Origin of the sequence: Polyangium spumosum (assembly GCF_009649845.1) — a bacterium.
GTDB lineage: Bacteria > Myxococcota_A > Polyangia > Polyangiales > Polyangiaceae > Polyangium > Polyangium spumosum.
Genome location: NZ_WJIE01000001.1, coordinates 645495 through 672342 on the forward strand (window position 1 = coordinate 645495; position 26848 = coordinate 672342).

26 protein-coding genes are annotated in these 26848 nt (G+C 69.8%); 18 read left to right on the forward strand and 8 right to left on the reverse strand.

Annotated elements, in window-relative coordinates; all coding sequences use genetic code 11:
• Positions 1-7: 7 nt before the first annotated feature.
• Positions 8-760, reverse strand: coding sequence for a hypothetical protein (locus GF068_RS02755; protein ID WP_153817710.1), 753 nt, complete (start codon positions 758-760; stop codon positions 8-10).
• A gap of 195 nt (positions 761-955) precedes the next feature.
• Between GF068_RS02755 and GF068_RS02760 the strand changes: the two genes are divergently transcribed.
• Positions 956-2122, forward strand: a complete 1167-nt coding sequence (locus GF068_RS02760; protein ID WP_240806581.1) for a Stp1/IreP family PP2C-type Ser/Thr phosphatase — start codon at positions 956-958, stop codon at positions 2120-2122.
• Complete coding sequence (locus GF068_RS02765) at positions 2122-3264, forward strand: S8 family serine peptidase (RefSeq protein ID WP_153817711.1); 1143 nt, start codon at positions 2122-2124, stop codon at positions 3262-3264. Before GF068_RS02760 ends, GF068_RS02765 begins: the two co-directional genes overlap by 1 nt.
• On the opposite strand, the gene GF068_RS02770 is transcribed toward GF068_RS02765, so the two are convergent.
• Complete coding sequence (locus GF068_RS02770) at positions 3265-4458, reverse strand: M48 family metalloprotease (protein ID WP_153817712.1); 1194 nt, start codon at positions 4456-4458, stop codon at positions 3265-3267.
• A gap of 296 nt (positions 4459-4754) precedes the next feature.
• Here GF068_RS02770 and GF068_RS44115 point away from each other — a divergent pair, with 296 nt between their 5' ends.
• Positions 4755-5420, forward strand: a complete 666-nt coding sequence (locus GF068_RS44115; protein ID WP_206079385.1) for a hypothetical protein — start codon at positions 4755-4757, stop codon at positions 5418-5420.
• 69 nt (positions 5421-5489) lie between these two features.
• Here GF068_RS44115 and GF068_RS02780 read toward each other — a convergent pair whose 3' ends face one another.
• A complete protein-coding gene (locus GF068_RS02780; RefSeq protein WP_153817713.1) occupies positions 5490-6437 on the reverse strand; it encodes a M15 family metallopeptidase in 948 nt (315 codons plus the stop codon).
• A 255-nt stretch (positions 6438-6692) separates the two neighbouring features.
• Here GF068_RS02780 and GF068_RS02785 point away from each other — a divergent pair, with 255 nt between their 5' ends.
• Positions 6693-7364, forward strand: coding sequence for a phosphoribosylanthranilate isomerase (locus GF068_RS02785; protein WP_153817714.1), 672 nt, complete (start codon positions 6693-6695; stop codon positions 7362-7364).
• 6 nt (positions 7365-7370) lie between these two features.
• On the opposite strand, the gene GF068_RS02790 is transcribed toward GF068_RS02785, so the two are convergent.
• Positions 7371-8840, reverse strand: a complete 1470-nt coding sequence (locus GF068_RS02790; RefSeq protein ID WP_153817715.1) for a hypothetical protein — start codon at positions 8838-8840, stop codon at positions 7371-7373.
• 61 nt (positions 8841-8901) lie between these two features.
• Complete coding sequence (locus GF068_RS02795; RefSeq protein WP_153817716.1) at positions 8902-9600, reverse strand: glutathione S-transferase N-terminal domain-containing protein; 699 nt, start codon at positions 9598-9600, stop codon at positions 8902-8904.
• Between the two features lie 75 nt (positions 9601-9675).
• Here GF068_RS02795 and GF068_RS02800 point away from each other — a divergent pair, with 75 nt between their 5' ends.
• Positions 9676-11907: a prolyl oligopeptidase family serine peptidase gene (locus tag GF068_RS02800; protein WP_206079386.1), complete on the forward strand. Its 2232-nt coding sequence runs from the start codon at positions 9676-9678 to the stop codon at positions 11905-11907.
• A gap of 289 nt (positions 11908-12196) precedes the next feature.
• On the opposite strand, the gene GF068_RS02805 is transcribed toward GF068_RS02800, so the two are convergent.
• Positions 12197-13087 (reverse strand): hypothetical protein, encoded by an 891-nt coding sequence (locus GF068_RS02805; protein ID WP_153817717.1) that lies wholly within the window; start codon positions 13085-13087, stop codon positions 12197-12199.
• A gap of 68 nt (positions 13088-13155) precedes the next feature.
• On the opposite strand from GF068_RS02805, the gene GF068_RS02810 reads away from it, so the two are divergent.
• Entirely contained in the window at positions 13156-13893 is a 738-nt protein-coding gene (locus tag GF068_RS02810) for a hypothetical protein (protein ID WP_153817718.1), read from the forward strand.
• A gap of 90 nt (positions 13894-13983) precedes the next feature.
• Entirely contained in the window at positions 13984-14556 is a 573-nt protein-coding gene (locus GF068_RS02815) for a hypothetical protein (protein WP_153817719.1), read from the forward strand.
• 6 nt (positions 14557-14562) lie between these two features.
• Here GF068_RS02815 and GF068_RS46040 read toward each other — a convergent pair whose 3' ends face one another.
• A complete protein-coding gene (locus tag GF068_RS46040; RefSeq protein WP_275939056.1) occupies positions 14563-15966 on the reverse strand; it encodes a serine/threonine-protein kinase in 1404 nt (467 codons plus the stop codon).
• A 183-nt stretch (positions 15967-16149) separates the two neighbouring features.
• On the opposite strand from GF068_RS46040, the gene GF068_RS02825 reads away from it, so the two are divergent.
• From GF068_RS02825 to GF068_RS02845, 5 genes are all read left to right on the forward strand, one after another.
• Positions 16150-16350, forward strand: coding sequence for a hypothetical protein (locus GF068_RS02825; protein WP_153817720.1), 201 nt, complete (start codon positions 16150-16152; stop codon positions 16348-16350).
• A gap of 14 nt (positions 16351-16364) precedes the next feature.
• Positions 16365-17444 (forward strand): hypothetical protein, encoded by a 1080-nt coding sequence (locus GF068_RS02830; RefSeq protein ID WP_153817721.1) that lies wholly within the window; start codon positions 16365-16367, stop codon positions 17442-17444.
• A 5-nt stretch (positions 17445-17449) separates the two neighbouring features.
• A complete protein-coding gene (locus GF068_RS02835) occupies positions 17450-17845 on the forward strand; it encodes a hypothetical protein (protein WP_153817722.1) in 396 nt (131 codons plus the stop codon).
• A gap of 96 nt (positions 17846-17941) precedes the next feature.
• Positions 17942-19360 (forward strand): AAA family ATPase, encoded by a 1419-nt coding sequence (locus GF068_RS02840; protein ID WP_153817723.1) that lies wholly within the window; start codon positions 17942-17944, stop codon positions 19358-19360.
• Complete coding sequence (locus GF068_RS02845) at positions 19357-20127, forward strand: HNH endonuclease (protein WP_153817724.1); 771 nt, start codon at positions 19357-19359, stop codon at positions 20125-20127. Before GF068_RS02840 ends, GF068_RS02845 begins: the two co-directional genes overlap by 4 nt.
• Here the strand turns inward: GF068_RS02845 and GF068_RS02850 are convergent.
• Positions 20105-20842 (reverse strand): prolipoprotein diacylglyceryl transferase family protein, encoded by a 738-nt coding sequence (locus GF068_RS02850; protein WP_153817725.1) that lies wholly within the window; start codon positions 20840-20842, stop codon positions 20105-20107. The genes GF068_RS02845 and GF068_RS02850 overlap by 23 nt on opposite strands.
• Positions 20843-20866: 24 nt before the next feature.
• On the opposite strand from GF068_RS02850, the gene GF068_RS02855 reads away from it, so the two are divergent.
• The 6 genes from GF068_RS02855 (at position 20867) to GF068_RS02880 (ending at position 26835) form a co-directional block, all read left to right on the forward strand.
• A complete protein-coding gene (locus GF068_RS02855) occupies positions 20867-21601 on the forward strand; it encodes a CPBP family intramembrane glutamic endopeptidase (RefSeq protein WP_153817726.1) in 735 nt (244 codons plus the stop codon).
• A 13-nt stretch (positions 21602-21614) separates the two neighbouring features.
• Positions 21615-23000, forward strand: coding sequence for a serine/threonine-protein kinase (locus tag GF068_RS02860; RefSeq protein ID WP_338046184.1), 1386 nt, complete (start codon positions 21615-21617; stop codon positions 22998-23000).
• Entirely contained in the window at positions 22997-24283 is a 1287-nt protein-coding gene (locus GF068_RS02865) for a putative metal-binding motif-containing protein (protein ID WP_153817728.1), read from the forward strand. Before GF068_RS02860 ends, GF068_RS02865 begins: the two co-directional genes overlap by 4 nt.
• On the forward strand, positions 24280-24789 hold the full coding sequence (locus GF068_RS44120) for a hypothetical protein (RefSeq protein WP_206079387.1): 510 nt from the start codon (positions 24280-24282) through the stop codon (positions 24787-24789). Before GF068_RS02865 ends, GF068_RS44120 begins: the two co-directional genes overlap by 4 nt.
• Before the next feature lie 82 nt (positions 24790-24871).
• Positions 24872-25852 (forward strand): pyruvate dehydrogenase (acetyl-transferring) E1 component subunit alpha, encoded by a 981-nt coding sequence (gene pdhA, locus GF068_RS02875; protein WP_153817729.1) that lies wholly within the window; start codon positions 24872-24874, stop codon positions 25850-25852.
• Complete coding sequence (locus GF068_RS02880) at positions 25849-26835, forward strand: pyruvate dehydrogenase complex E1 component subunit beta (RefSeq protein WP_153817730.1); 987 nt, start codon at positions 25849-25851, stop codon at positions 26833-26835. Before pdhA ends, GF068_RS02880 begins: the two co-directional genes overlap by 4 nt.
• Positions 26836-26848 lie beyond the last annotated feature (13 nt).

Below are 26848 nucleotides of genomic sequence, written 5' to 3' on the forward strand. Positions count from 1 at the left end.
AAAAAGATCAACGCGTCGAGGCGACCGTGGCCGACGCGCGCACCTTGGCGCCGCGCAGCGGATCGAGCGTCACGCGCAAGCCCACCTGGAAAAACCCGTAGATGTCGGGCGAAGTCGCCGGATCCGGGCGCAGCCGGTACGAGCCGATCGTGCCCTCCAAGAACGGCCCGAAGCCAAAGACCGGGTGCGGGTAAAACGTGCCGCCGAGCGAGAACCGCGCGAAGTCGATGCCCTGCGAGCGGCCCACGCCGAACTCCGGGGCGGCGCCGGTCTCGGGTGCTTCGATGAGCGATGTACGAAAGCCAACACCAAAGCTCGCATGGGGGTCGAAGGCGATGCCCTGGGCGAGGTGGTAGACGAGGCGCATGCCGAGGCCGAGGGTGCTGCCCGAGCAGCCCGCGCAGGCCGCGCCGCCGCCGAACATGCCGTAACTGCCGTCGATCTCGAAGGAGACGTGCCGGGTCAAGCCGTAACCGAGCCCGAGCGAGACCCCAAGCCCCCCGGAGACGAGGTCCCCCGCGGCGACGCCCGAAGCGACGGCGCCGAGGGGCACGACGTAGCTGCCCCCCACGGACAGGAGGAAGGCCCCTCTGCGCCAGTCGGGGGCGTACGGCTTCGGGATCCCTGCGCCGGGCTCGAGCGGGGCCTCGACCTCGTCGGCGTCTTCCGGGGCCGGCGCGGGCGTCTGCGCGAGGGCGGGCAAGGGGGCCACGACGAGGGCGGCGACGACGAACGCGCGGAGGCGGCAGGGGAGCGTCACGGCAGGGCTCTAGAACGACCACGGCCCGCGCGCAAAGCGCAAAGCGCACGGCCCTCGGGAACCTTGTTCGACCGCCCCGTATGAGCGCGCCCACGACGGAGGGGGCCCGGGGGGGCGCGCGACGGGCGTCGTGTCGGGGACCAACACGAGGAACTAGCGGAGCCCCAGGGAGCGACCGCTATAATCGCGTGTCGCATGTCCAAGACCCAGCCGCGCCACGCCCTTCGCCTCGTGGCCGCGGGCATGACCGACGTAGGCCGCCAGCGCAGGCACAACGAAGACAACGTGCTCGTGGCGCAGAGCCTCGACCTCTTCGTGGTGGCCGACGGAATGGGCGGACATTCCACGGGACACGTCGCCAGCGCCCTCACGGCGACCTCGATGCAGAACTTCTTCGAGGCCACGGCGCAAGGCGATCTGCCCTTGCCCACGCCGAACGACGAGGTCGATCTGCCGCGCCCCGCCGAGCGCCTCGTGCAGGCCGTGCGCAAGGCGAACCGCGACGTCTACGAGATCTCGTCGACGCACAAAGAGCACCGCGGCATGGGCTCGACGATCGTCGCGATCCACTACGACGGCGATCAGAACCTGCACATCGCGCACGTCGGCGACAGCCGTTGCTATCGCATCCGCGACGGCGCCATCGAGCAGCTCACGCGTGATCACTCGCTCATCAACGACGCGCTCGCGCTCAAGCCCGATCTCACCGAGGACGAGCTCTCGCGCCTGCCGAAGAACGTGATCACACGCGCGCTCGGCATGAAGGACGCGGTGAAGGTCGACGTGCAGACCGTGCGGATCGAGCCGGGCGACATGTTCCTGCTCTGCTCCGATGGTCTGAGTGGTATGATCTCCAACGATCAGATCCTCGAGGTCTTCGATCTGACGAGTGATCTGTCGGAGGCGTGCGAGCTGCTCATCGCGATGGCGAACGAGGCAGGCGGCGTCGACAACATCTCGGCGCTGCTCGTGCGCGCCGACGACACGCCGCCGCCCTCGGAGGCGCAGATCGATGCGGCGGAGGTCGACGCGCCGGAGCTCGCCGTGGAGGAGGTCGCCGCCTCGATCCCGTTCTCGCAGCGCTACCGCGACATCCAGGACGCGCCGAGCGTGCGCTCGTACCGCCCGCCGCCGCCCGAAGATCCCGTCGACGAGGTCGTCGTCGCCGCGGACCTCGACGCGCTGCGGGAGGTCATGAGCCCGGACGACCTCGCGATGCTCGCGGCGGGCGGCGACGTCGAGGTCGATGGTCCTCGCTCGATCGACGAGATCCGCGTGGCGCGCTGCCGGCGCTGTGATCACGAGCTCTACGTCGGCAACACCTTCTGCACCGAGTGCGGTCTCAAGATCGAAAGCGACTGATGCCCGAGAGGGGCCCGTGGAGCGCACGCACGCGCGTGCTGCCGATCGCGGAGCGACTCGACGCGGACACGCGATACGCCGGGCGCGGCGTCACGATCGCGTTCCTCGACTCGGGGTTTTACGCCCACCCCGATCTTACGACGCCGTACAATCGCATCAGCGCCTACCACGACCTCTTCGCGCCGCGCGCGGGGCTCGAGGCGCTCGAGCGCTCGGACGCCTCGTCATGGCACGGCATGATGACGAGCGTCGTCGCGGCGGGCAACGGCGCGCTCTCCGCCGGGCAGTTCCGCGGCCTCGCCTGGGAAGCGAACGTCGTGCTCGTGAAGGTCGGCGGCGCGCACCGCATCGTGCACGACGACATCCGGCGCGGGCTCGAGTGGGTGATCACGAACCGCGAGAAGTACGGCATCCGCGTCCTCAACATCTCGTGCGGCGGCGACTACGAGGAGTCGTTCCTCACCGATCCCCTCTCGCGCGCGGCCGACGAGGCGTCGCGGCGAGGCATCGTCGTCGTCGCGGCCGCCGGCAACGCGGGGCACCTCGTGGATCATCAGGTCCTGCCGCCGGCGAGCGCGCCGAGCGTGATCGCGGTCGGCGGCCTCGACGACGGCGGTTCGGGCGAGCAATCGCTGCACTACCACTCGTCGTACGGGCTCACGCTCGACGGCCTGCAGAAGCCCGAGATCATCGCGCCGGCGATGTGGGTCGCGGCGCCGATCCTTCCCGGCACGCCCACGGCGGTCGAGGCGCGGCTGCTCGAGCGGCTCGACGACGCCGACGACGACGAGCTCTTCGAGCTGCTCGCCGCGCACGCCGGTGAGGACGCCGAGCTCGACGCGATCGCGGGCCGCCACGAGCCGTACCTCGTGCGCCAGCTCGTCGCGGCGAAGCTGCACGATCGCAAGGTCCTCTCGGGCCACTACAAGCACGTCGACGGCACGAGCTTCGCGGCGCCGATCGTGTCGAGCGTCGTGGCGCAGATGCTCGAGGCGAACCCCGCGCTGCGCCCGCACGAGTGCAGGCGTATCCTCATGACGACGGCGAGAGGCACGCCGGGGATCACGCTCGAGCGGCAGGGCTGGGGGGTGGTGCAGCCGCGCGCCGCGGTGGAGGCGGCGCGCGTGATGCGTCGTCGTTGATTACTGGCCGCCGAACAAGCCGCCGAACGGGTTCGGCTGGCCGCCGGTCATGCGCCACGAGGCGGCCGTCTGTTGCACGACCGGGATACGCACGAGCGGGTGCGGGTGCGTGCGTTCGAAGTTGAAGACGACCGTCGCGGGCGTGAGCTGATCGAGGTTCGAGAAGAACTGCAGCGTGAGCAGCGCGCCGCCCTCGGTGAGGCGGTAGCCGCTCTGGCGACGCGCGCCCGCGGAGAGCACGTTGTTCGTCCCGGCCATGTCGGCGGCGAGCTCGTTCGGCTGGTTGAACGCGGGCAGCGTTCGCGAGAGGATCCTGCCGAGATCGGCGGGGTTCACGCCGCGGCTGCCGCCCTGGTTCGCCGTGCAGCCGAGGTGGCCGAGGTGGTGGTGGCCGAGCTCGTGCCCGAGCACGAAGCCGACCTGCTCGTCGAAGAGCTGGTGCTGGCGCTGCACCTTGCGCATGTCGATCTGCTGGCCTGGATCGATGAAGCCCGCGGGCGGTCGCACCATCCCGCCTTGCTGCGCGAGCATGCGCAGGTACTCGTCGAGCTTGCGGGTGCCGAAGATCTCGTCGTTCGCCTTGTACTGCGCGATGTGCGCCTCGATCTCGAGCAGGCCGTCCGTGATGGCCATGAGCGGCAGGCCTTGATCGTCACACGCGGCGAACGCGTTCACCTCGCCGGGCGTGGGATCCGCGACGAACGGGATGTCGCGCACGATGGACTGCTTGTTCGCGGGGAGCGCGGCGATGAGCTCGCCCATCACCACGCCGGCCTGGCTGCGCAGCCAGTTGATGTCGACGAGGTTGATTGGATCGGTGAGCGGCGAGGTCGGCAGCCCTCCCGTCGTCGGCAGCCCGCCCGTCGGCGTGCCTCCCGCGGGCGCCGTGGGGAACGGCCACGGGATACCGGGGAAGGGGCTCGTGGGCTGGGTCGTGGGCTGGGGCGCGGGCTGCTGCGGGTTCGGCTGCGGCTGCTGCGGATACCCTTGCTGCGGGTAACCCTGCTGCGGGTAGCCCTGCTGCGGATACCCTTGCTGCGGCGGGTACTGCGTCGGCGGGGGCTGCGTCTGGGCGTAGGTCGGCTGCCGGGAGTCACGGCAGCCCATGACGAGCGCCGAGGACAAGGCGAGCGCCGAGGCGCAGAGCGTCAGGAACGGAAGGGGGCCGCGGGAGCGCGACGCGAACGAAGGCATACGCACGAGCATACCCTGATGGACGGTCGAGCGCCGTTCGTCGCGCAACGGTCCGTTCGAGGAAATGATGCCTCCTGCGCCGCGCCTCTTTCCGCGCGCCCGGCCTCTCCCCGCCTTGCCCGTATCCCACCTCCAGCTACACTCGTCCCAAGAGTCCTCACCGAGGCGTCGCACAAAGGGCACGCACGGTCGGGGACGGAGCCGCGAGCGGCGGATGGTGCTGGTATCGAGGGGCGAGGTGTGCGCCCACTCGAGCGGCGCCGTCCGCCGTGAGCAGGGTTGGGGGGAGGTCCATCATGATGAAGCGATGGGGCGTCGTTGGGGTCATCTTCGGCAGCTTGGCGACCATGGTGATCGGCTGCGTCGCAGACGATTCGACCGAGGGGCTTGTGCAGAGCAGCCAGGAAGCCGTGGGCGACGCCCGAGGGACGCCTTTTGGGGGCGACGCGTTGTTGCCCAGGGCGGGGTGTCGGGGGTTCCATTGCGAATCCGAGCTCCCGCCGGGGCGCTGCGCGTTCGCCAGGGATTGCGCGGGCTCGTGCGTGTTCCCCGCGGGCGCGTGTGTCCCGGGGGCCGACGAGCTGTGCATGGGGTATTGCCTCGAGAACGACCAATGTATTCCCGATCCGACCTGCGGGGGCGGGCAGCGCTGTCTCGAATGTGGGGGCTCGACGTACGGCGGCGGTTGTATCGAAATCTGCGCGCCGCTCCCGCCTCCGCCGGCCCCGCCGCCGGCCCCGCCGCCGCCGCCGCCGCCGGGGCCTCCGCAGCAGGGGCCCGTGCAGGGACCTCCGCAGCAGGGGCCCGTGCAGCAGGCGCCTCTGCCGCCGCCGCCGCCGCCGAAGGACGATTGCCCGCTCGACGTGCCGCCGGCGCAATTGCCCCCGGTCCAGTCGCCGCCGGTCCAGTCGCCGCCGGTCCAGACGCCGCCGGGCGAGGATCCGCTCGATCTGCCGTACTGAGCGATTGAGATGAAAAAAGGGCGCGGGGATCGGATCCCGCGCCCTTTTTTCATTCGCGACCCACGAACCTCAGTGCGCGTGCTCCGAGCAGGACTCGTGCTCGAGCTCCGGCTGCGCCTCGGCGGCGTCGATCGGCAGCGGCACGAAGAACTCCGCGTCGTTCGGATCACGATCGAATGCCTCGTCCACGCCGTCGATGTGGCCTTCCGGCCCGTCGTACACGATCGCCGTCCCGCACGTCGCGCCCTTCGCGAAGCCGCCCGCGGGCGACTTCTTCATGCGCGCCTCCGTCTGCGGACCCCACACGCCGTCGACCGAGATCGTGTCGCCCGGGTTGTTGCGGTTCCACAGCCGCTGGAATGCCTTCACGTCGAGGCCCTTGTAGTTCACCGCGCCCGAGCCCGCGTAATCGAAATGCACCGGGTCGTTCGACCCGAGCCACTTGAAGCCCTTGTTCTGCAGAATGGTCTTCCACGAGCTGTACTGGCTCACGTCGAGGGCGAGGCCCGTCTGGTGATTGCTGTTGCCCGGCTTGGCGGCGAGGCTGATGCCGCAGCGGCCATTCTGGTACCAGTTGTACAGCATGTATTGCTGCGCGACCGTCCGGAGCGCCGAGTTGAGCGTCAGCGACTTGCTCGGGTTCGCCTTGAGCGCCGAGACGAGCCGATCACGCGCGGGCTTCTGGATGTACGCGAACGTCGCGCTGCCGAACGTCACGTTCGACGTCTTCGTGATGGGCACGTACGCGTCCGGATTGAGGCACCGCGCCTCCGCGATGATCTGGAGCGAGAGCTTCTTGACGCTCGTCGTCGAGCAGCTCGACGCCGCGGCTTGCGCGACGGTGCTGCCGGCCACGGCTTCGTCCACCGTATCGGTGGGCTCGGGGGATTCCACGGCCTCGGCCTCACCGGCGAGCTCCTCGGGAGGCGCTTCGGCAATACAGCCCGCGAACATGGGCGTGGCGGCGAGGGCAGCGGCGAGAGCGAGAACACGGAATTGGGTCGGGCGAGCGTCCATGCCAGCCTCTCCAGCACGCGGCGTGCCGAGCCCTTTCGCGGGTCTCTGGTCGGTAAACCATCCGGAATGCTCTCGAAATGCGGTGGATCATCGGCGCACCAGGTGGAAAAACGATCCACGCGCGGGGCCGCGGGCCCCTCGTCTCCGCGGCGACGCAATCGCGGGGGCGTGAGCGCCGAGCGGAAAAAAACTTCACATCGGCAAAGCTTCCGCGTAGAGGTGAGCCGGCGGGCAAGGAAGGCCCGCAATGTCGCGATGCGCCCCCTGCCCTTACCATTCCCGCGCGTAAAGATTTGCTGCATCGCCTCCGAGGAAGAGGCGTGGATGGCCATTCGCGCGGGCGCCTCCGCCCTCGGCCTCGTGGGCCCGGTCCCGAGCGGGCCGGGCGCGATCGACGAGGCGCAGATCGCGGCCATCGCGGCGAAGGTCCCGCCCGGCGTCGCCACCTTCCTCCTCACGAGCCACCAGGACGCGGGCGCCATCATCGAGCAGCAGCGGCGCGTACGCACGAGCGTGGTGCAGATCCTCGATCGGCTCGAGTCCGGCACGTACGAAGAGCTCCGCGCGGCGATGCCCGGCATCGGGATCGTGCAGGCCGTACACGTGATGGGCGAGGAGGCGATCGACGAGGCGATCGGGCTCGAAGGCAAGGTCGACGCGGTCCTGCTCGACTCGGGCAACCCGAACCTGCCGGTGAAGGAGCTCGGCGGGACGGGCCGCACGCACGATTGGCAGATCAGCGCGCGCCTCTGCGAGCGCGTGCGCCTGCCGGTCTACCTCGCCGGCGGGCTCAAGCCGGAGAACCTCGCCGCCGCGATCCGCACCGTGCGCCCCTTCGGCGTGGACCTCTGCAACGGCGTTCGCACGGGCGGCGACCTCGACGCGAACAAACTCGACGCCTTCTTCGCCGCATTGAACACGCGCTGAAGCGCCCTACGCGTCCTCGTCGTCCGGGTTCTTGATCCGCCGGACCAGGCCACGCACCGTGTTCATGCCGAGCAGGCGCGTGAACAGGACGAAGCCGACGACGGCCGAGAGCGCGGTCAGCCACAAGGGGACGTGCAAGACGAGCTTGCTCCACGTCGCCCACGCCGTCTCGGCGGAGACGAGGTCTTTCAGGGCGAAATCGAAGGCGGGCAGCGTCTCGCGCTCGAAGATGCCGATCACGAGGCCGACCGGCGTGAGCACGAGGGTCAAGAAGGCGAGGACCTGGTTCAGGAGATCGGCGCGTTTGTCCGAGAGGTACTCGTCGATCTCGGTGATCTCGCCCTTCACCTCCTCGAAGAGCCCGGTGATGTCGAGCGCGCCGCGCAGGCCGCAGTAGAAGCGGTCGTGGCGCTCCTCCGAGCTGATGTGGCCGAAGCTGAACTTCGCCGTGTACTGGAGCAACGCGAGGCGCAGGCGCCCGAAGATGCGGCCGTCGGGGCGGTTCGACATGCTCGCGCACGCCGAGGAGAGCTCGAGCAAGAAGAGGCGCTCGTGCTCGACCATGATCCACTTGTAGAGGTACCGCTCGAGCATCATCGAGTCGAACTGCGAGAGCAGGCCCCTCGCTTCGATCGGCCAGATCATCCAGGTCACGCCGACCGGCGAGAACACGCAGAGCTCGCGCGCCGACGGCTCCCACATCGCGGGGTGGTTCTCGATCCGGCAGTCGGCCGCCGAGGGATCGATCGGCTGATCGCTGCCGTGCGCGAGCCGGAGCCGATGCCGCGCCCCCGCGTCGGGCAAGCCCTCCGTGAAGAGCACGTTCACGCTCATCGGGTTCGGCCAGCTCCCGATCGGCGCGTCGAGCATCACCTCCGGGATGAAGAGCTTGAGCCAGTGCCGGATCGTCGTGTCCTCGATCCCGCCCTCCTCGCCCATCACGACGAGCGGGTGCGGCTTCATCTCGCCGTCCTTGCCCGCCTTCTTGCGAGGCATGTTCTCCGGCAGGAGGTGCGTCATGCCGCGGCGCACGACGGCCGCGTAGAGGTCCTGGAACGCCGTCATCGTGGGCGTCGTCGGCTTGATGCCGAGCACCACGAACACGTACCCCGTCTCGATCACGAAGAGCCGCGGCGGCGTGGTGATCTTGCAGGGCATCCCGCCGGTCTTCTCCTTGCGGGGCTCCTTGTCGCCTCTGTCCGCGTCGCTCTTGCCCGGCTCGGCCTCGGCCTTCGCCCTCTTCGGCGCGCGCTCGAAGAGCCACGTCGCGCGGGGATCGAAGAGGTTCGCGAGCTTGCCCGTGGGCTCGTAGGCGCGCAGGAGGCGCCCGTCGCGCACGTGGATGTTGAGGTGCGGCAGGAGCGCCGGATCGTCGATCTTCTTCGGCTTGAAGTCGCCGCGCGCGAGCAGCTTCTTCTCGTAGCCCTCGAGGTCGAACGTCCCCACGAGCCCGTCCGGGTGGCGGAACGAGACCACCAGGTAAAGCGTCGATTTCGGCCCGATCGCAGGGCCGAGCGGCGGCGGTTTGTCCGTGTCGTCAGCGGATTTCGTACGTCCTCCGCAGGTAGTCCGCGATGTCCGCCGACTCGAACATGTCCGCGCCCGTGTTCGGGTCGTGGAGGAAGGGCACCTGCATCTTGCCCGAGCGCGCGAGGAACGCCTGACGGCTCGGGCTGCCCTTCGCCACGTTGTGCAGCCGGTACGGGATCTCCAGGCTGGAGAGGACCTCCCGCACGATGCGGCAGAACGGCGAGGCCTCGAAGCTCCAGAGCTCGAGCGGCTGCTCGGGCGCGCGCGACGGCCGCGCGAACGCGCCGAACCCCGGGCGCAGCGCCGACGCCATCATCGCCGTCGCGTTCGTGAGCGGCCCGAGACGCAGGTGCAGCGGCACCTCGCCGTCGCCGTAGACGCGGAAGAGGTACGCGACGATGTCGTTCGACTCGTACATCGCGACGTCGGTGTTCGGATCGACGAGGTAGGGGAACAGGAGCTTTCCGCCGCGCGCCTCGACGACCTTGCGAAAGCGGCTCCCGCCGCGCGGGCACGGGTAGATGATCGCCTCGAGGTCGAGGATGCTGAGGGCCTCGCGGACCTTGCGGCAATACGGGCAGGCCTCGAATTCGTAGAGCTCGAGCAACTTGTCCGGACGCTCGCCGCGGTGCCCGGAACGTAAACCTCCGCCGAGGCGCGCCACGGAGGCGGCGAGCGAGGTCACGACGTCGAGGGTGCGATGCATGGTCTCCTGGTTACGTGATCCGGCGGCGGAATTGAAGTGCTGACGGCGCGCGAGCGGTCCAAGATGCGCGCTGCCGTGCGCCCCCTCGAACGTCCCGCGAGCCGCTGGCTCCTGCCCCTCTTGCTCGTCGCCATGGCCTGCTCTGGAACCAACCCTCCCCCTCCCCTTTCTCCGCCCGCCGATCCCCATCCGAGCGAGGCCTCCTCCGCGCCCGCGTCCGCGCCCGCTCGCCGCGAGCCGCCCGTGCCCACGCGGCGCGAGGATGTCGTCGAGACGCTGCACGGCGAGGAGATCCACGACCCGTATCGCTGGCTCGAGGACGGCGAGAGCGCCGAGGTGAAGGCCTGGCAAGCCGCGCAGAACGAGCGCACGGGGAAGGCCCTCTCCGCGCTGCCCGGTCGCGCCGCGCTCACGCGCCGCATCGAGTCGCTCCTGCGGATCGGCCATGTCGGCAGCCCTGCGGTCTACGGCGCGAAGAAGGGCAAAGGCCGCTACTTCTCCACGCGCCAGGCGCCCTCCGAGGATCAGCCCGTGCTCTACGTGCGCGACGGCGTCACCGGCGCGGATCACAAGCTCGTCGACCCGAACACGCTCGGCAAAGACGGGCTCGTCTCGCTCGATTTCTGGGCGCCGTCGTGGGACGGCAAGAAGCTCGCGTACGGGATCTCCTCGGGCGGCGACGAGCAGAGCACGTTGCACGTGATGGACGTCGAGACCGGCAAAGACCTGCCCGAGACCGAGGTGATCCCGCGCGCGCGTTACGCCTCCGTCGCCTGGCTGCCGGACGGGAAATCATTTTATTACACGCGATTCCCGCAGAAGGGCGACGTGCCCGACGGGGAAGAGCACTACCACCGCAAGGTCTACCTGCATCGGATCGGAGAGCCCTGGGCGAAGGACGCGCTCGTCTTCGGCGAGGGCCGCGCGATGACGGACTCGCCGAGCGTGAGCATCTCCCCGAACGGCCGCTGGCTCGTGGCCAGCGTGCACATGGGCTGGAGCCGGGTCGAGGCGTACCTCCTCGATCACAAGGCCGGGCCGAAGGCGAAGTTCGTCCCGCTCGTGGTGCCGAAGGAGAACGCGATCTACGACGTCGACGTGTACGACGATTTCCTCCTCGTCCGTACGAACGACGGCGCGCCGACGTACGAGCTCTACCGCGTCGATCCGCAGAAGCCCGCGCGCGAGCACTGGAAGAAGATCCTGCCGGCGACGAGCGACGTCTTGCAGACGGCGACCTCGATCGGCGGGCAGATCTTCGCGACGTACATCGTCGACGCGCGCTCGGTGGTGCGGCGGTTCTCGGCGACGGGTGAGCCGAAGGGCGAGATCCCGCTGCCGACGATGGGCACGACGGGCGGGGTGAGCGGCGCGTGGGACGGTCACGAGGCGTTTGTCGGTTTCACCTCGTTCGCCGTGCCGGGCACGATCTTGCGATTTGATCTCGCGACCGAGAAGGTGAACACCTGGGCCGAGATCCAGCCGCCCGTGGACGCGTCCGAGTTCGTGGTGACGCAGGAGAAGGCGCGTTCGAAGGACGGGACGATGGTGCCGTACTTCCTGGTGCACAAAAAGGGCGTGGCGCGGGACGGCAAGGCGCCGGCGGTGCTGACGGGGTATGGCGGCTTCAACATCGCGCAGATGCCGGCGTTCGCGGGCTCGCGGTACGTGATGCTGGAGCAGGGCGGCGTGCTGGCGGTGGCGAACCTGCGCGGCGGCGGCGAATACGGCGAGGCGTGGCACCGCGCGGGGATGCTGGGCGCGAAGCAAAACGTGTTCGACGATCTGTATGCGGTCGCGGAGAAGCTCGTGGCGGACGGGGTGACGTCGTCCGAGCGAATGGCGGTGATGGGCGGCTCGAACGGGGGTTTGCTCGTGGGCGCGGCGATCACGCAGCGGCCGGAGCTGTTCCGGGCGGCGGTGTGCGCGGTGCCGCTGCTCGACATGCTGCGCTACCACAAGTTCTTGATCGCGAAGCTCTGGATCCCGGAGTACGGCTCGTCGGAGGATCCTGCGCAATTCGAGTGGCTGCGCGCATATTCGCCGTACCACAACGTGAAGCCGGGGGCGGCCTACCCCGCGGTGCTCTTCGCGACGGCGGAGGGCGACAGCCGGGTGGATCCGCTACACGCGCGAAAGATGGCGGCGCTGCTGCAGGCGGAGGCGGGCGGGGACAAGCCGATCCTGCTGCGGGTCGAGGGCAAGGCCGGGCACGGGGCGGGGAAGCCGATCTCGAAGAAGATCGAGGAGGCGACGGACGTGTATTCGTTCCTGTTCTGGCAGCTCGGGATGAGGCCGCCGGGGTGACGAACCCCATCGCAGCACGAGGTAAAGTCGCGTGGGGGCCTGGTCGACGAGGCCCCCGACGGAGTCGGACCTGCCCGGGTGCGTGATCCACCACGCACTCGACGGAGTCCGAGCGGCTCAAGTGCGTCATCGACTTCGCACCTGAGGGAGTCCGAGCAGCTCGAGTGCATCATCGACTTCGCACCTGAGGGAGTCCGAGTGGCTCGGGTGCGCGGTCGACCGCACGGCCGACGGAGTCCGAGTGGCTCGGGTGTGCCGTCGACCGCGCGACCGACGGAGTCCGAGCAGCTCAATGCGGCGTCGCCGCCTTCGGCCCGACGTCATGCGCAAAAAACAGCCGCTCGTCCCCATACCGCGACGCCACGAACCCGCTCTCCAGCCAGACCTCTCCCATCGGCTCGGCCTTCGTGTCGATCTTCGCCGCGCCGCGCACGTCGAAGAGCTTGATCCCGCTCGGGACCCGGCCCAGCGAGACCCGAAAATCCCTGGCGTCCGGGCAAGCGCGCTTCACCTCTTCCGTCGGGTGGAACTCGACACGATCGGGCACGACCGCGCTCTCCACGGCCGCGCCGTCCGCGCTCATGCCCGCCAGGTGGTGCAGCGGCAGGTACACCGCGTGGAGACGTGTCCCGCCGAGCGCCTTCGCGGCCTTCTCGAACGCGCCCTGCACGAGCTTCGAATCGAGCTCCTTCGCCGGCACCGTCGCGTTGCAATAGACGCTCGAGAAGCATCGCAGGTCGCCCTTCTCGCGATAGTCGTTCGGCAGCGCCAGCAAGTTCTGCGAGGGCTTGCCGCTCACCATGAACTTCAGCGCGATCGAGGGCATAAACGCCCCTCCCCCCTTCGCGTCCGAGAATCGAAGGAGCGCGGCGCCGCCCTTCGCGAAGATGCCCGTGTACGGGTGCGGAGCCGTGATCTTCAACGTCACGCGCGCGCACGCGCCGTACGTGTGGACGAGCTTCGGTCGATCCGCGGGCAGCTCGTCGCCCGAGAGCTCGAACGAGCCGCGGTTCCATTCCGTGCTGAAGAGCTTGCGCCGACCCCACGGGCCCGGCACACGCGTCGGGAGCGCGCCCTCCGCGTACGGGTCTTCCGAGACGCGCGCCCAGAGCGCTTCGAGCTTCTCTTCAGCGCCGAGCAGCGCGTACCCATCGGGCAAGGACATCACCAGCGAGGACATGGCGGGCGAGCGTATCGAGGCCCGTCTCGCTTGCCAATTCCTTCGGCGTCGTGCTTCCTTTCGTCCCGATGACGCGGATCCCGAAACGCCTCGGCTCGCTCCTCTTCGCGCTCGTCGCCCTCGGCTGTCAGGGCAAAGCAGAGCCCCAGGCCCAGGATCCGGCCCCGCAGGCGACGGCCCCCGAGGCGACGCCCAGGCCGAAGAAGCCCACGCGGCCGGTGAAAGAGTACCCCGCGCCCGAGAGCTTCACGCTCGCGCCGCCCGCCGTGGGGCAGTGGATCCGCCTGTCCGTCGAGCCCAAAGGCGAGCCGCCTTCGCAGATGATCGTGCGTATCGTCGGCAAGGAAGACACGGCGTTCTGGTACGAAATCGAGTCGAACACGCCGAGCGGCACGAAGGTCGTCCAGCTCCTCCTGGAAGAGGGCGCGCGGAAGAAGCTCGACAAGAGCGCCGTGCGCAAGCTGCGCGTGAAGGCCGGCGACGCGCCCGCGCAGGAGTACGCAGGGCCGACGATCAACACGGCCGGCGACGTGATCGAGGAGTACGTCGGCGTCCTCGAGCTGCCGGAGCTCGACAAGGCCGAACGCGCGGACGTGAAGGTCCACGGCGGCTCGTTCAAGGGCTGCTTCGTGCAGGACGTGGAGCGCGCCGCGCTCGGCGTCACCACGAAGGCCAGGACGTTCCGCCATCCAGCCGTGCCGATCACGGGGTTCGTGAAGTCCGAGGGGACGGTCGCCGGCAAGCCCGTCCTGAAGGAGCTGCTCGAGCTACACGAGACCGGCGCGAAGAGCGCGATGGGTCTGTAAGGCGCGGGCGAGACGCGCGTTCACCCGCGAGAGGCCGCAAGAGCCCTGAGCCGAATCCAGCGCGCCGAACGTCCCAACGTGGAGCCTCCCATGAAACGCAAGCCCTGCCGCGCCACGCGGATCGTCGCTCTCGCCCTGGCCTCGTTCGCCGCCGCCATGCTCGCGTTTGGCTGCGGAGGCAGCATGCCCCCGGCCGAAGACAGCGGAACGCAGGCCCCGGGAGACGACCCCTGGGCCGCGCTGGATCAAGCCGAACAGGAGGTGCACCTCGCGCTCGGCGTGGCCCCGACGCGGATGACGGCAGGTCCGATCGACGAAGCACAAGGCGGCGCCGTCGCGCAACAAGCAGTCGAGGAGCCGACCTACGCAACGCCGCCGACCGCGCCCACGGCGTACGCGCCTCCGCCGGGCGAGGCCGTGGGAAAAACGGAGGCCGAAGCCAAACGCGCCGAGGGGCCCGCGCGCCCGGCAGACGCCGCGCCCAAGCCCGTCTCGGCCGACCCGTGTTCGACGGCGTGCCGCGCCCTCGACTCGATGGAGCGCGCCGCCACGCACCTCTGTGACCTCGCGGGCGCGGAGGCCGCCCGCTGCGCGAGCGCGAAGGATCGGCTGCGCAAGGCCGAGGAGCTCGTGCGCCAGAGGTGCCCCGGCTGCGCGGGCTGATCACGCCTACCGCACCAGCATGACCGTCGCGAAGGCCACGAGCGCCACGACGACGAACCCCAGCGCGGCGTAGACGGCCCGCCGATCCCTGGAAGCCGCCTCGATCGACGCGGCGGCGTCACGCTCGGACGACTCGGTGGCGAGCGACGCGTCGGGGCTCTCGGCCTTCTTGCGCAGGTAGTCGTCCCAGAGCACGACCTGCGAGGCGACCGAGGACGGCGGCGGCGACGCCTCGTCGGCGGCCGCGGCGAGCCCGGCCGGCAGCGGATCGGCGCGTGTCAGGTCCGCGTCGTCCGGCGGGGCCGAGTCACGCCCGAGCACCGGGAGGCCATGCGCGCCCGACGGCGGCATGCTGAGCGGCGCAGGGCGCACGGTGTCGCGCATGTCGAGCGGCACCGCGTACGCCGAGCTGTCGTCGATCATGGGCGGCGGCGCGAAGTCCGTCGGCGTCGCTTCGTCGAGATCGGCGCCGCCGTCCGTCGAGGTGATCACCGGCAAGGGCGGAGGCGCCGGCGCGATGGACGCGGGTTTTGCCTTGATCGCGGCCGCGGGCGGCAGGCCCGGCCGGTCGTCGCCGAGCAGCGGCGTGAGGGCCTCGAGCAGCGCGTCGGCGGTGGCGAACCGCTTGTCCACGTCGCGCTGCAAGCACCTGTCGACGACGGCGGCGATCTTCGGATCCGCGTCGGGCATGAGGTCCGCGAGGCCGCGGATCCGGCCGGAGAGGACCTCGGCGGCGGCGCCGTACGGGGTGAGGCCCTGGAAGACGCGGCGGCCGCTCAGCATCTCGGCGAGGACCACGCCGACGGACCAGAGGTCGGTGCGGTGATCGACGGTCTTGAGCCCGCGGACCTGCTCGGGGCTCATGTACGCGGGCGAGCCCATGGTCTTGCCGGTGGCCGTGAAGTCCGAGCCTTGCTGGAGGGTCTTGCTGACGCCGAAGTCGAGGATCTTGAGCACGGGGGCCTCGGCGCCGGGCTCCTCGTGCAGGAAGAGGTTCGAGGGCTTGAGGTCGCGGTGCATGACACGCGCCGCGTGCGCCGCCTTGAGGCCACGCGCCGTCTCGGCGGCGATCCGCAGCGCGACCGCGGGGGCGATCTTGCGCTCACGCGTGAGCTTCTCGGCCACGGTCTCGCCGCTCAGCATCTCCATCACGAGGAACGGATCACCCGCGTCGGTCTGTCCGACGTCGTAGATCTCGACCACGTTCCTGTGGACGATGCGGCCGCAGGCGCGTGCTTCGCGGAGGAGCCTGAGGCGCGCGTCCTCGGAGGTGTCGGCCCCGCGGATGAGCTTCAGCGCGACCTCGCGCTCCGTGAGCTCGTTTTGCGCAGCCCATACGACGCCCATCCCGCCCTCCCCGAGGGGGCGCACGAGGCGGTACTTTCCACCGATCCTGGTGCCGGCTTTCATGGTCGGGGTTGGCTCGCGGCCAAAGGTTACGCTCCCCGTGCGCGCCAGCCTAGAACAACCAGCCCGGAGCACCGGTTCGTCGGTGGAGGACTCCATGAGTCGGCAGAAATCATCTATAAGCGGAGGGGGTGCAGCCTGGGCCCGCGCACCCGCGCTTCCTTTGGCCCGTGGAAAGGTTCCTCGATGAAGGCCTCTCTCCTGCGAATGGCGTCGCGCTTGAGTTTCTTCGCAGTCATCGGCGTCGGGTTCGGCGCGCGTGACATGTGCCTCGGCAACGACGGCCCGCCGCCTCCCCCGCCGCCGGCGCCCGCCGACGCGGGCGAAGACGGCGCCATGAGCGAGCGGCCCGCGCTCCCCGCCGACCACGACGTCCACGCCACCTGAAGACACACCCGGCGATGCAAGGGCAAGGGCGGCTTCACAGGCTGGTCGGCTCGGTCGGCGCGATCCCGGCGCCGCCGCTCGACGCCCCGCTCGCGGGCCTCGACCACCTGCGCCGCCTCGGCCTGCGCCTGCTCGGCCCGTTCCTCTCGCGCTCGTTGCTCGTCGATCGCGAGCGCCGCGTCGCCGTCCTCGGCTCGGTCCTCATCGTCTGCGCGTTTTTCCTGGCCTCGACGCTGCCCGTGGTGATGCTCGTGCTCGGGCCGCTCGTCTGGGGCATCCCGCACGTGCTCGCCGACGTGCGTTACCTCGTGGCGCGGCCGGGCTTGCATCGAAGGCCACTCGTGCTCGCGGCGATCGGCGCGGGCATCCTCGCCGCGGGCCTCGGCTACGGCGTGCGCGGCGGCCTCGTCGGCGCGGCCCTCGCGCTCTGCGTGGCGCGTACGTCGTGGCCGCGGCGGCTCGTCGGTCTCGGCGTCGTGGGCGCGCTCTTCGTGATGGCGCAACACGCGGGCTGGCTCGCCGACCTCGCCTTCGCGCACCTGCACAACCTCGTCGCGGTCGTGATCTGGTGGGCGTGGCGGCCCCGGCAGTCGCGGCAACACGTCGCGCCGATCGTGCTGTTCGCGGCGGGGACGGCGGCGATGTTGCTCGGCGCCGCAGGGCCGCTGCTCGCGTGGAGCGGGGGCGCGGAGGCGGCGTGGACGGGGCTCGGGATGCGTTACCTCGCGTGGAGCTTGAGCCCCGATCCGACGAGCCCGCTCGCCACGCGGCTCGTGCTGCTCTACGCCTTCGCGCAGGCGACGCACTACATCGTGTGGTTGCGGCTCATGCCCGAGGACGATCGTCCGAGCAAGACGCCGCGCTCGTACCGGCAGAGCTTCCGTGCGCTCGCGGGGGACCTCGGCGGGCTCGTCCTGTGGCTCTCGGTGATCGGCGCGATCGGGCTCATCGGCTGGGCGTTCTTCGGCCCCGGCGCGGCGCGTGACGGCTACCTGCGCCTGGCCTTCTTCCACGGCCACCTCGAGCTCGCCGCGGGCGCGCTTCTCTGGGCCGAAGGCTTCCGCCCGGCGTCCGCGGCCCAGGCCTCGACCTGACGACGATGTCGACCGGGGAGGCGCTCGCCCGGTACGGCGTCGCGTTCGTCCTGACGCAGGTGATCGAGGTGCCGATCTACCAACGCGCCCTCGGCGTGCGACCACGCGTGGCGTTCGGCGCAAGCGCGATCACGCACCCGATCGTGTGGTTCGTCCTGCCCGCCGTGTGGCGGTGGATGTACGTGGCGGCGATCCAGATGGATCGGCGTTTCGTGCTGGGCGAGCTCGGGTACTACCTCGGCTACGGGGTGCTCGCGGAGGGGTTCGCCGTCGCCGTGGAGGCGGCGTACTTCTGGAGAGCGGGCATCACGGCGAAGAGGGCGTTCGGCTGGGCGCTCGTGGCGAACGCGGTGAGCTCGCTCCTGGGGCAAGCGTTGCGGGCGGGGACGGGGTGGCCTTGAGGGTGCTCGCCCGGGCGAAGATGGGTTGACACCTGCCCGGGGGCGCGATGTTGCTAGCGAACGAGCCTGGCTGAGCCCATGAAGTGACGGAAGCAGATGTACATCCGCAAGATCCTCATCGAGAACATCCGCTGCTTCGACCGGGTCGAGCTCGACCTGACGCGGCCGGATGGGTCGCTGGCCGGCTGGACGGTGCTCGCCGGGCGGAATGGGACGGGAAAGTCGACGCTGCTGAAGGCGATCGCGCTGGCCGTGGCGGGGCCGGACGTCGCGAGGAGCTTGCAGAAGAGCTTTGTCGATTGGGTCCGGACCAGCCAACGCAAGGCGCAGATCACGACGGAGCTGGAGTGCAGCGTTGGCGATTGGATCGGTGACGACGAGGCCTACCGCGACGAACGCACGCATTTCTGGACCGGGCTCTCGTGGGAGATGTCTTCAGGAGACGGCGAGCCTTTCCTCTGGACGCCACAAGACGTCGTCCTCCTCGTCCCATCCCTGTCCGAGTACCCACCCGAGCCACATCGATACCGCGGTCCCTGGGACAATAATCCCTCTGGATGGTTCATTGCGGCATACGGCCCCCTCCGCCGACTTGGTTTTCGCGACGACTACAAGCAGCCAGGGCCCCAGATGCAGGCAGGGCTTGCGAGTCTCTTCGACGAGGACGTCACGCTGGCAGAGTCGATCCACTGGCTGAAGGACATCCACGCGATCCGGCTCGATCTGCAAGATCGCGCAAGCAGGACGAGCGAAGCAGAGGCCAAAACGTTGCTCGATGACGCGCGCAAGCATGCTTTGGTTTACGAGAACGTCCTTTCGCTGCTCGATGACGGTCTTCTCCCTCCTGGCTCCTCCGTGATCTCCCTCGACATGCAGCGCGGGCTGCTGGTGAAACGAGACGGCGTCACCCTCACGCTCCGCAGCCTCAGCGATGGTTACCGAGCGGCGATCGCCCTTGTCTTCGACATCGTCCGGCAGATGTATCGTCGCTTCGGCGAAAGGCTCGACATCTCGCGCCGCGAGGTCGACGGCAAACACGTGGTTCAGGTCGCCCACCAAGGAATCGTCCTCATCGACGAGGTCGACGCTCACCTCCACGTCTCCTGGCAACAGCGGATCGGGTTCTGGCTCAAGGAGCACTTCCCGAACGTTCAGTTCATCGTCACGACGCACAGCCCCTTCGTCTGCCAGGCGGCCGATCCGAAGGGCCTCATCCGCTTGCCCGTGCCCGGCTCGGGAGAGCGCGTCGAGCACGTCTCCGAAGACCTGTACAACACGGTTGTCTACGGCGATGTCGACGACGCCGTCATGACGGCGTTGTTCGGGCTCGAGCGTGCCCACTCGGATGAGGCCGAGGCGCTACGCAGCCGCGTGGCGAAGCTCCAGGCGAAAATGATGCGTGGTCACGCAACTCCCGACGAGAAGGAGGAGATGTACCGCTTGTCGGCGCTGCTGCCGAAGACGGGGAGCTTCCTCGTCCAGCAGACGCTGCGCAAGCTGGGAGAGTCGGGGTGAGAAAGTTGCGAAGGGAGCCGCTGAGCGAACACGCGACGCGGATCCTGTGGAAACAAACCGTCAAGATCGTGGAGGCAGGTCGCTCGGCGCCCTCGCGCAGCAAGCTCGCGAAGGCTCGAAAGGACGAGGCCAGGCGGCTCTGGAGACAGAAGGCCGGAGCGACGTTCAACGAAATCCGAGCGGCGCTGAAGGAGATGGCGCCCGGCGTCGAGCGCTGCATGTACTGCGAGAGCAACGAGGGCACGGACATCGAGCACTTCTGGCCGCAGAAGCAGGCTCCCTGCCGCGCCTTCGACTGGAGCAACCTCCTGCTCGCGTGCAGCGCCTGCAACAGCAACCACAAGCGAGATCGTTTTCCGCGCAAGCACGGACAGCCGCTCCTGATCAACCCGACGGAGGACGATCCGCTGGACCACCTCGTCCTGACGCCGATCGGCAAGTTCGTTCCCCTCACGGACAAAGGAGAGAACAGCATCCCCGTGTTCGGGCTCGACCGCGGCCCTCTGGAACGAAGCCGCGTCATCGCCTGGGCCGCTGTCGATGGCTTGATCGTGCGCTACGCGAACGCTTGCAAGAGAGGCGATTTTGCGTCGGCGCTGGAGACGCAACGAGCGCTGTGCGAGTACCCCCAGGTGAGCGTCTTCGCTGCGATCCTCCGCGTCGCGGAGAGCAGGGTCGCGGAGGATTTCCTCTCCATCTACCTCTCCCCCGAGTGCCGCGCAGCCCTCGTCGCGTACCCAGAAATCAAGAGCTGGCTCGACGGGTGACCGGCTCCCTCCGCGCACTCTCCGACACGAGCAAGACAAGCCCCGCCGGGATCAACACCCCGAGGCAAACCCCCTGCGCCGCCGTGAGCCCGAGCCACCTCGGATCCGGCCCGCGGCCGAAGTCCTCGGCGCGCAGGAAATCCAGCCCGAAACGGAGCGCTCCGTACGCCAGCGCGAGCACACCCGTCACCACGCCCGGCCTCGCCGCGCGGCGCGACACGACGACCACGAGCCCGACGAGCAGCGGCGTCGCCATCCACTCGAGCAAGCCGAGATCGAAGCGCGCGCCGCCCGGGTATCGCACGGCGAAAAAGGACGTGGAGAGCCGGCCGGGATGATCGTGCGCGAACGCGCAGGCCGCGCGGGCGAAGAACCACCCAAACGGAAAGGCGAACGCGATCGCGTCGGACGCGCCGAGCACGGGCATGCGGAGCGCCCGCGCGAGCAGCACGAGGCCCACGAGCCCGCCGAGGCAACCACCCGCCGACGAGAGCGTCCCGCCCCCACCCACGAGCCGACCCACGCCGTACGCGCCGACGATCGCAGCGATCACCGTGCCGATCGCCAGCGCCTCGATCGCCCCCTTCGAGCCGAGCCCGAGCAGGCGGGCGCGACGCACCATCACGAGGTGGTTCACGATCACCGAGAGCGTGAGCAGGAGACCAAATGCTTGGAGCCCAAACGGAAGTGTCGGAAACGTGAACCAAGGAATCACGAGGACCTGCTACGATGCCACGGGATGCAGGGCGCCGGCACGACCTCGCGACCGTCGTCGCTCTCGCGCGGGGTGCTCGCCTTCGCCGTCGCGTGCGCGCTGCTCGCCCTCCTGCGCTTCGAAGGTTCGGCCCTCGGCGGCGCGCTCGTCCGACCGCTCGGGACGCTCCTCGACCCGCGGATCCAGCGGCAAGCCGGCTGGGTCCTGGCCCACGTGATCCTCCTGCTCGTCTTCCCCCTCGTCCTCGCCCGGCTCGGGCTCGGGCAGCGGCCCGCGGACCTCGGGCTCGGGATCGGCGAGCTGCGGCGCTGGGCGGCGCCCACGCTCGCGCTCTTGCCCCTCGTGGTGATCGGCGCCGCCGTCCTCTCCCGCGCGCCCGGGGTCGCCGCGCACTACAGGACCCACACCGCGGGGATCTCCGGGGTCTTCGGGTGGATCGGGTGGATCGGCATGTGGGGCGCCGCGTTTTTCGCCTGGGAGTTCTTCTTTCGGGGCCTGCTCGTCGTGGGCCTCGCGCGGGATCTCGGAGGTCCGGCCGCTGTGGTGCTGCACCTCGTACCCTTCACCCTCGTGCACGTCGGCAAGCCCGCCCTGGAGGTCCTCCTGACCCTCCCGGGTGGCCTGCTCTTCGGCGCCCTCGCCCTCCGAAGTCGCTCGATGCTCGGGCCCTTCCTGCTTCACTGGACGCTCGGCGCGAGCCTCGATCTGTTCGTCGCTCGAAGCGTATCCGCCCTTCCCTCACCCCCGCATGGCAGCTAAAACCGACGAACGCGTGCCCGAGCCCCATCCCTCCCAGCCCGATCTCGAGCTGCCCAGGATCATCGGGCGCTACGAGGTCTTGCGCCTCGTCGGTGAAGGTGCCATGGGGCGCGTGCTCTGCGCCCACGATCCCGTGCTCGGCCGCGACGTGGCCGTGAAGCTCCTGCGCGACGATCTCCTGATCCCGCGCGACGTGCGCGAGGGGCTGCTCGCCCGCATGCGCCACGAGGCCCGCGCCGCGGCGCGCGTGGCCCACCCGAACCTCGTCACGCTGCACGACATGGGCGAGGACCCGCGGCTCGGGCTCTACCTCGTGTTCGAGTACGTCGAAGGCCCGACGCTCAAGCAACGCCTCAAGGCCGGCCCGATGTCCGCCGGCGAGGCCGCGCGGCTCGCGCGCGAGCTCGGGAGCGCGCTCACGTTCGCCCACGGCGAGAGCATCCTCCACCGCGACATCAAGCCCGAGAACATCATCCTCTCGCGCACCGGCGGAAAGATCGCCGACTTCGGCATCGCCCGCATCCCCGACTCGACGCTCACGCACGCAGGCGGCCTCATGGGCACCCCCGCCTACAGCGCGCCCGAGACGTTCGGCGGGAAGAACTTCTCGTCCGCGAGTGATCAGTTCTCCCTCGCGGCGTCGCTCTACGAGGGCCTCTGCGGCGAGCGCGCCTTCCCCGGTGACGACGCCGTCGAGGTCGCCGCGCGGATCGCCCGGGATCCGCCGAACCGGATCGCCGCGCGCCGCGGCCTGCCCGCCGCCGTGGACGACGTCTTCGCCATGGCGATGGCCAAGGCGCCGCGTGATCGCTTCGAGAGCTGCGCGGCGTTCGGCGAGGCCCTCGCCGAGGCGCTCGCGCCCGCGATCGAGCCACCTCGCGCCACCGCGCCGAGCGCGCCGGGCCGCGCCTCGGCTTCGTCGATCCACCACGAGACGCCGCCCGCCCAGGAGTCGTTGCCGGCCGAACGCAAGCGCGGGCAAGTGATCCTCGGCATGGCCGTCGTCGCGGTGACGGTCGCGCTGCTCGTGCGCCTCGCGCTTTACGACGGCGGCGACCCGCGCGCCCCGAGCGCGCTCCCTTCGGCGAGCGCGTCGGCCGACGCGTCTTCGTTGCCGTCCGCCGACAAACCTCGCGTCACCGTGTCCGCGCCGCCGCGCACCTCGCGCCCGCGTATCGAGCCTGCGTCGACGGCGAACGAGGAGCCTCCCGTGACCGACGCGGGGCTCGAGGAGCCCGACGCGGACGCGGCTCCTGCTGGCTCTTCTGCGCCCGACGCGTCGCCTTCGGCCCTCCCGTCGGCGAGCGCCACGAGCGCGCCCTCCGCCCTCCCCTCTTCCCCGGCGCCGGCCGTCTCTTCCGCCGCGCCGGCCAAAAAACCGCCGAGGCCTTCTCCATGAACATGCGCCCAAGCCGCACTCTTGCTTCGTTCGCCCCTGCCCTCGTCCCCGCCGCGCTCATCCTGCTCACCACGAGCGCCTCCGAGGCCGAGACGTCGCCGTCGCTCACCGTGGAGCCCGGCGCGACCGCGACGCTGCCCGGCGACAAGGTGAACAACTTGAACATCCTGACCATCAAGAGCGGCGGCGTGCTTCGCGTGCTCTCCCCGAACGCGCCCACGGGGACGGGGATGCTCCACATCCGCGCCAACCGCATCATCGTCGAGTCGGACGGGATGATCGACGGCACGGGCTCGGGTCACCCCGGCAAGATGGGCATGCCCGGCGAAGGCATGGGCGGCGGTCAGGTGAACGGCACGAGCCCGGGCGGCGGCGGCGCGTACTTCGGTGGCGGCGGTGATGGCACGACCCAGGCGCCCGACTGCGGCGGCCCCTTCGGCCTCGGCGGCGCGCCCTACGGCACGCCCACGATCCTCGGCATCGGCAGCGCGGGCGGCTCGAGCAGCTCGACGCCCAACTCGGGCGCGGTCGGCGGCAACGGCGGCGGCGGGATCTGGCTCGAGGCCGCGCGCATCGCGCTCAACGGCCATATCGTAGCGAACGGCGCGAACGGCAACGTGCTCAGCGGCATCGGCGCGGGCGGCGGCGCGGGCGGCCACGTGATCCTCGACGCCTTCGTCATCGAATGGCTGCCGAAGGCGAAGATCACGGCGAACGGCGGCGCCGGCGGGATCGGCACGATGGGCGTCGGCGGCTCGGGCGGCGGCGGCATCGTGCGGATCCACGCGAGCACCGTCTCGGCGCCGCCGGTGGGCGTCATCGAGGTGAACGGCGGTCCGTCGCCGATGGGCTGCTCGACAGGTAGCGGCGATCAGGGGACGAACGAGTTCGACGATCAGAACGTCGTGTGCCCCGACTTCGACAATGACGGCCATCCGTCGATCCTCTGCAACGGGACCGACTGCGACGACACGAACGCGGAGGCCGCGCCGGGCCAGCCCGAGCTGTGCAACGACGCCGACGACAACTGCGACGGCCAGATCAACGAGGGCCCGACGGACTGCGCCGAGGGCCTCATTTGCCAGGCGGGCGACTGCGTCTCGACGTCGGACCCGGACGCGGGCACGACCGACGGCGGCGTCGCCCCTGCGGCGCCCGAGACGGTCGAGTACCGCGGCGGCTGCTCGCTCGCGCCTGCGGAGCAGCGCGGCTTGTCGCTCGTGGGCCTCGGGCTCTTCGCCGCGCTCGCGGCTCGGCTCGCTCGAAGGGCGAAGACGTCGTGATGAGGCCCCAGACGATCGCCCGCGGGCGCGGCGCGGCAGCGTGGCGCTTCGTCGGTATTGCCCTCCTGATCGCCCTTCCCTACGGATGCGGCTCCGAGGAGGAAGGCCCGCTGTTCCCCGGCGCGAGCGGCGCCGGGGGTGAAGGCGGCAGCGGGGGCAACGGCGGAGCGGGCGGTGATGGCGGCGAGGGCGGCGAAGGTGGTCAGGGCGGAGCGGGCGGCCAGGGTGGTGGCGCGACGACGTGCGCGCCGAACATGGGCACGACCGCGTGTGACGCCTGCGTGTACGACCAGTGTTGCGCCGCTGCGCTCGCGTGCGAGGAAGGGACGCCCTGTGATGCGCTGTGGGGCTGCGCGCGCGACGCGGGTTGTCTCTCGCCTTCGCAGAGCGACTTCGATGGCTGCGCCGTCATGGCTTGCCCGATGGAGGCGACGACCGACGCGGTCGCCGCGCTCGAATCCCTGGCAGGCTGCATCCGCACGAGCTGCGGGAAAGACTGCAATTGACGCACTACGGCGAAAAGCCGGGACTTGACAGAAGCACGCCCGCGGAGGACACGCACACGGGCCGGGAGGCCGCGGTACCCTCATGACCACGACGCGCCAACATTCCGACGAGCTACATCTCGCGCTGTATCGAAAGATGTTCCAGATCCGCCGCTTCGAAGAGGAGGCGGCGCGCGCCTATGCGCAGGGCAAGATCGGTGGCTTCCTCCACCTCTACATCGGCCAGGAGGCGGTCGCGGTCGGCGCGGTCGCGGCCCTCGAGCCGACGGACTACGCGATCACCACGTACCGTGATCACGGCCTCGCCCTCGCGCGCGGGATGACCTCGCGCGCGGCGATGTCGGAGCTCTTCGGCAAGGTGACGGGGTGTTCGAAGGGCCTCGGCGGGTCGATGCATTTCTTCGACGCCGAGCACAACATGCTCGGCGGTTACGGCATCGTCGGCGGCCACGTCCCGCTCGCGGTCGGCACGGCGTTCGCCTCGAAGTACCGCGAAGACGGCCGCGTGGCGATCGTCTTCCTCGGCGAGGGCGCGGTGAGCATCGGCGACTTCCACGAGGGCATGTCGCTCGCGGCGCTCTGGAAGTTGCCGATCGTCATCGTGGTGGAGAACAACGAGTACGCGATGGGCACCTCGCTCTCGCGCACGCTCTCGGTCGAGGACGTCTCGCTCAAGGCCGTGGGTTACGGCATGGCGCGGGATCGGTTCTTCGCGAACCACGTGCTCGAGGTCCACGACCGCATCGGCGAGGCGATCGAGCGCGCGCGCAAGACGAGCGAGCCCACGCTGATCGAGGTGCGCACCTACCGCTTCCGCGGCCACTCGATGAGTGATCCCGGCAAGTACCGCACGCCTGCCGAGCTCGAGGAGCGCAAGCAGAAAGATCCGCTGATGGTCTCGCGCGCGGAGCTCGAGGGCAAAGGGCACAAGGAAGCGCTGGAGAAGATCGAGGCCGAGATCGAGGTCGAGATCGAGGACTGCGTGCGTTTCGCCGACGAGAGCCCCGAGCCGGGGCCCGAGCTGCTCGAGGCGACCACCTACAAGGGAGCATTCGCGCGATGAGCGTCATGCGCTACAGAGAGGCCGTTCGCGCCGCCATGATCGAGGAAATGGAGCGCGACGAGCGCGTCTACCTCATCGGCGAGGAGGTCGGCGCGTACCAGGGTGCGTACAAGGTGAGCGAGGGCATGCTCGAGCGCTTCGGGCCGAAGCGCGTGATCGACGCTCCGATCACGGAGAGCGGCTTCACGGGCATCTCGATCGGCGCGGCGATGGTCGGCCTCCGGCCGATCGTCGAGTACATGACTTGGAACTTCTCGGCCGTCGCGTTTGATCAGATCCTGAACAACGCGGCGAAGATCCGGCAGATGTCGGGCGGCCAGCTCCACGTGCCGATCGTGCTGCGCGCGCCGAACGGATCGGCGCGTCAGGTGGGCTCGCAGCACTCGCACGCGATGGAGCATTTTTATGCACACGTGCCCGGGCTCAAGGTGCTCGCGCCCGCGACACCTGCGGACGCAAAGGGCCTGCTCAAGGCGGCGATCCGCGACGACGATCCGGTGCTCTTCATGGAGAGCGAGACGCTCTACAACATGAAGGGCGAGGTCCCGGACGATCCGGACTTCGTCGTGCCGATGGGCCAGGCGCGTGTCGCGCGTGAGGGCAAGGACGTCTCGATCATCGCCTACGGGCGCCCGGTGCACGTGGCGCTCGAGGCGGCGGCGCAGCTCGAGAAAGAGGGCATCGACGCGGAGGTCGTGGACCTGCGCTCGCTCCGCCCGCTCGACGAGCAAGCGCTCGTGCGGACCGTGCAGAAGACCCACCGCGCGGTGCTCACGTACGAGGGCTGGCCGTACGGCGGCGTGGGCGGCGAGATCGTGGATCGTATCCAGCGGCTCGCCTTCGACGAGCTCGACGCGCCGATCCTGCGCGTCACGTTCCGCGACGTACCCATGCCGTACAACGCGAAGCTCGAGCAGTACGTCCTGCCGCAACCCGATCGGATCGCCGACGCGGTCCGCGAGGTGCTCTACCGAAAGGGCTGAGGGGAGCCGATTC

Bases quoted from the DNA above. Each gene is read 5' to 3' on its own strand.
- GF068_RS02760 (WP_240806581.1), top strand. From the start codon at position 956: ATGTCCAAGACCCAGCCGCGCCACGCCCTTCGCCTCGTGGCCGCGGGC.
- GF068_RS02765 (WP_153817711.1), top strand. From the start codon at position 2,122: ATGCCCGAGAGGGGCCCGTGGAGCGCACGCACGCGCGTGCTGCCGATC.
- GF068_RS02770 (WP_153817712.1), bottom strand. From the start codon at position 4,458: ATGCCTTCGTTCGCGTCGCGCTCCCGCGGCCCCCTTCCGTTCCTGACG.
- GF068_RS44115 (WP_206079385.1), top strand. From the start codon at position 4,755: ATGATGAAGCGATGGGGCGTCGTTGGGGTCATCTTCGGCAGCTTGGCG.
- GF068_RS02780 (WP_153817713.1), bottom strand. From the start codon at position 6,437: ATGGACGCTCGCCCGACCCAATTCCGTGTTCTCGCTCTCGCCGCTGCC.
- GF068_RS02785 (WP_153817714.1), top strand. From the start codon at position 6,693: ATGCGCCCCCTGCCCTTACCATTCCCGCGCGTAAAGATTTGCTGCATC.
- GF068_RS02795 (WP_153817716.1), bottom strand. From the start codon at position 9,600: ATGCATCGCACCCTCGACGTCGTGACCTCGCTCGCCGCCTCCGTGGCG.
- GF068_RS02805 (WP_153817717.1), bottom strand. From the start codon at position 13,087: ATGTCCTCGCTGGTGATGTCCTTGCCCGATGGGTACGCGCTGCTCGGC.
- GF068_RS02810 (WP_153817718.1), top strand. From the start codon at position 13,156: ATGACGCGGATCCCGAAACGCCTCGGCTCGCTCCTCTTCGCGCTCGTC.
- GF068_RS02815 (WP_153817719.1), top strand. From the start codon at position 13,984: ATGAAACGCAAGCCCTGCCGCGCCACGCGGATCGTCGCTCTCGCCCTG.
- GF068_RS46040 (WP_275939056.1), bottom strand. From the start codon at position 15,966: ATGAAAGCCGGCACCAGGATCGGTGGAAAGTACCGCCTCGTGCGCCCC.
- GF068_RS02825 (WP_153817720.1), top strand. From the start codon at position 16,150: ATGAAGGCCTCTCTCCTGCGAATGGCGTCGCGCTTGAGTTTCTTCGCA.
- GF068_RS02830 (WP_153817721.1), top strand. From the start codon at position 16,365: ATGCAAGGGCAAGGGCGGCTTCACAGGCTGGTCGGCTCGGTCGGCGCG.
- GF068_RS02835 (WP_153817722.1), top strand. From the start codon at position 17,450: ATGTCGACCGGGGAGGCGCTCGCCCGGTACGGCGTCGCGTTCGTCCTG.
- GF068_RS02840 (WP_153817723.1), top strand. From the start codon at position 17,942: ATGTACATCCGCAAGATCCTCATCGAGAACATCCGCTGCTTCGACCGG.
- GF068_RS02855 (WP_153817726.1), top strand. From the start codon at position 20,867: ATGCAGGGCGCCGGCACGACCTCGCGACCGTCGTCGCTCTCGCGCGGG.
- GF068_RS02865 (WP_153817728.1), top strand. From the start codon at position 22,997: ATGAACATGCGCCCAAGCCGCACTCTTGCTTCGTTCGCCCCTGCCCTC.
- pdhA (WP_153817729.1), top strand. From the start codon at position 24,872: ATGACCACGACGCGCCAACATTCCGACGAGCTACATCTCGCGCTGTAT.
- GF068_RS02880 (WP_153817730.1), top strand. From the start codon at position 25,849: ATGAGCGTCATGCGCTACAGAGAGGCCGTTCGCGCCGCCATGATCGAG.